The sequence below is a fragment of the Blastomonas sp. 34TW genome (assembly GCF_059803595.1).
In genome coordinates this window covers 1-2,729 of record NZ_JAPFGW010000040.1, presented here as the reverse complement: position 1 = coordinate 2,729, position 2,729 = coordinate 1, and the positions used below count along the sequence as shown (strand labels likewise).

Here is a 2,729-nt window from a genome sequence, read left to right as displayed (position 1 = left end):
CAACGCCCAGAATCCGCGATCAGCCCCCTCGCGCCGTCGTCAGACCGAAAATAACCGGTTCTTCGAGGTGTCCAATTTGCAGGCCGCGCACTTTCCATCGATTTTCGCGACGGAGATATCGTTTCCACTTTCAATCTGACAGAGAACATAATGTGGAAAAGAGGGGTGCTACAGATCGTCAATCTCGACATGCCCGAAACGGTCATCATGCACTGCAAAGGACGTCGTCTGCACGATATCGTAGATCATTATTGCCTCGAGGGATTATTGATTACGCATGCCAATAAATTCACAAAAAAAGGGCAGAACAAGGTCATTTACCTGAACACCGAAGAAATTTGATTAGCTGATCGGGAATTGGCATGCACCTGAAGATGGGATCAGAATTGTAATTTCGCGCCTTATCCATCGGGAGTTATTTGACCGTCTCGGCAAAGCCAAGTGTCAGATTTGTCCGGCAAAATTTCTGTGGCACCTATCTAATCAGCTGATTGCAATCGTCCGGCAATCGGGTAAACACGAGCGGCATTGGAAGCGGGAGCCATTGCATAGATCGGGTTCAGGCTGAATGCTCGGCCTGTCCGCCAGCAATGAAGGACGTCCCGTGGAGCCCAACCCTCACGCAGCCGCTGTCAAAGCGATCCTCGCTTTGATGTTCGTCAATACGCGGCTGCTGAATACCCTGGCATCTCAAGGACTGATCGCTCCGGATGAGGTGCTGAGTATTTGGAACAGCATCAGGTTCGGAGTCGACGAGGAATGCTTCCGATCGGCATGGGATCAGGCTGCCGTTGATCTGCGAAATCTGCATTCCCTTTACGCGCAGGCGCTCAGACTGGCGAAAGAAAACTGGCAAGCCTGAGTTGAGCGCGCCGGGATCTGACGATCTACATTCATGTGGAGTTTTTACCGCCACAGCTCTCATGATGCTAACCTGAGTGTATTGCGTCCGCTACTCTTGGCAAGATACAGGGCCTCGTCCGCGCGTCGCAGCAGACTTTCGTCGGTCTCGCCCAAAACCAGCTCTGCCACCCCGATGCTGATCGTGACAGGCGGCTCGCTGCTGGACGCTTCGATCCGATGACGCACACGCTCAGCCACTTTCAAGGCAACTTCGGCTCTAGCCCCCGGGAAAAGGATGACGAACTCTTCTCCACCGAACCTTCCCAATATATCGTCATGCCGCAGTTCCCGGCTCGCGTCTGCTGCTATGCGCTTGAGCACACGATCACCGACATTGTGGCCGAACCGATCATTGATCTGTTTGAAGTGATCGAGATCAAATATGGCAATGGCCAGGGGCTGGCCAGTCCGCTCGGCACGGTCAATCTCACTTTCCAGGACTTGAGACACTCGTCGACGGTTTGCAATGCCTGTCAATTGGTCGGTTTCCGCCAGCACCCGCGCTTCAGCTGCAGCTGTCTCTGCCATGACACTCGCTGCGCGCAGGCTCTGCTCCTGCGCGACCTGCACGGTGATGTCCTGAATGATCCCGAATAGCCCAGGCAAGCGCGTCAGCGCGTTAATCTCGAACTCTCCTCGCGACAGAATGTGACGCACGCTACCGTCTGGCCGAATTATCCTAGCTTTGAATTCAAACCCCTGTCGGTCCGCAATTGCCTTTTCCAAGGCTTGCGAGACGATGTGCCTGTCGCCCGGGTGATATGCATTGATCGCATCATCCAGGGTCGGCGGATTATCTGACGCCATACCGTGAATCTTGAACACCTCGGGCGACCAGGTCACCGCCTCGCCCGCAATATCAAGGTGCCAATGGCCGACATTTGCTGCCGTCTCCGCCATGTGCAACAAACGCACGCTTTCGGCTAGCTGGCCGTGCAAACGACGACGGGCGGCAAGCAATGCGCCAATGGGCAAAGCTGCGGCAAAAAGTGCCAAAAGGTAGAATTGAACGAACAGGCTTCTGGTTTGCGGACCTGCATCGATCAACATTACCGGACCGGAGCCCATTGCGCTTGCGACCGATCCGATGACGCCGGCAATCACCACGCCACCTGCTGCACCCAGCAAGCCAAGCCGGGTCACAGCAATAAGGATCGCCAGCATTGGCATAAATAGCAATGGATATATCGACTGGGCAAAGGTCAGTGCACAGACCATTGCGATCATGACAAAAATGCCTGCCGTCTCTCCTGCGGTTCGTGTGCTTCGTCGAACCTCTCTGTTGGAAATTGCCCTTGCTGCGATCATGATCAGCGGGGTGACTAGCAGGATCCCCAGCAAGTCGGTGGAGAACCACGAAAACCAGAATACCGCTGAACTGGCGGGCACGAACAGCGTTGCAATTGACGCGCTGGCAATCGTCGCGACGAGCGCGGCGATGCAGAAGTTCAACAATCTCAACGGATCTGAAAATGAAATCTGGCGGCCAATGCGCCTCGTCACCAGCCATGCAGCCAGCGACGACTCCGCAACATTGGCAATCGTAAATCCGAGCGAGATCCACAGGTCATTGCCAAGGTTCAAGTTCACAGCCATGCTTGCTATCGCGGCAGCACCCACATGCCAGAGACGAAGCCGGCCAGCGCTGATCAACAATGCGGCCAGCAAGATTCCACTCGATGGCCAGACCGTGGCTATCCCATCCTGGCCATGGCTCAGGGCCAGAGCGATCGCCGCAGCGACATAATAGGGGTCAGGACATAGAACGGGCACAGATATACGCTAAGCGTCTCTGCGCGCACTTATGGGTCGACTCTATGCGTCGA

At 55.2% G+C, this 2,729-nt stretch carries 3 protein-coding genes; 2 read left to right on the top strand and 1 reads right to left on the bottom strand.

Annotated elements, in window-relative coordinates; genetic code table 11:
- The first annotated feature begins 189 nt into the window (after nucleotides 1–189).
- Together OPU69_RS19840 and OPU69_RS19835 are read left to right on the top strand one after the other, a co-directional pair.
- Nucleotides 190–342: a hypothetical protein gene (locus OPU69_RS19840; protein ID WP_498513288.1), complete on the top strand. Its 153-nt coding sequence runs from the start codon at nucleotides 190–192 to the stop codon at nucleotides 340–342.
- A 226-nt stretch (nucleotides 343–568) separates the two neighbouring features.
- Entirely contained in the window at nucleotides 569–862 is a 294-nt protein-coding gene (locus OPU69_RS19835; protein WP_498513286.1) for a hypothetical protein, read from the top strand.
- Nucleotides 863–921: 59 nt separating this feature from the next.
- Here OPU69_RS19835 and OPU69_RS19830 read toward each other — a convergent pair whose 3' ends face one another.
- Nucleotides 922–2,676, bottom strand: a complete 1,755-nt coding sequence (locus tag OPU69_RS19830; RefSeq protein WP_498513284.1) for a sensor domain-containing diguanylate cyclase — start codon at nucleotides 2,674–2,676, stop codon at nucleotides 922–924.
- Nucleotides 2,677–2,729: the final 53 nt, after the last annotated feature.

Coding starts and splice junctions, on each gene's coding strand:
- OPU69_RS19835 (WP_498513286.1), top strand. CDS start 569: ATGCTCGGCCTGTCCGCCAGCAATGAAGGACGTCCCGTGGAGCCCAAC.
- OPU69_RS19840 (WP_498513288.1), top strand. CDS start 190: ATGCCCGAAACGGTCATCATGCACTGCAAAGGACGTCGTCTGCACGAT.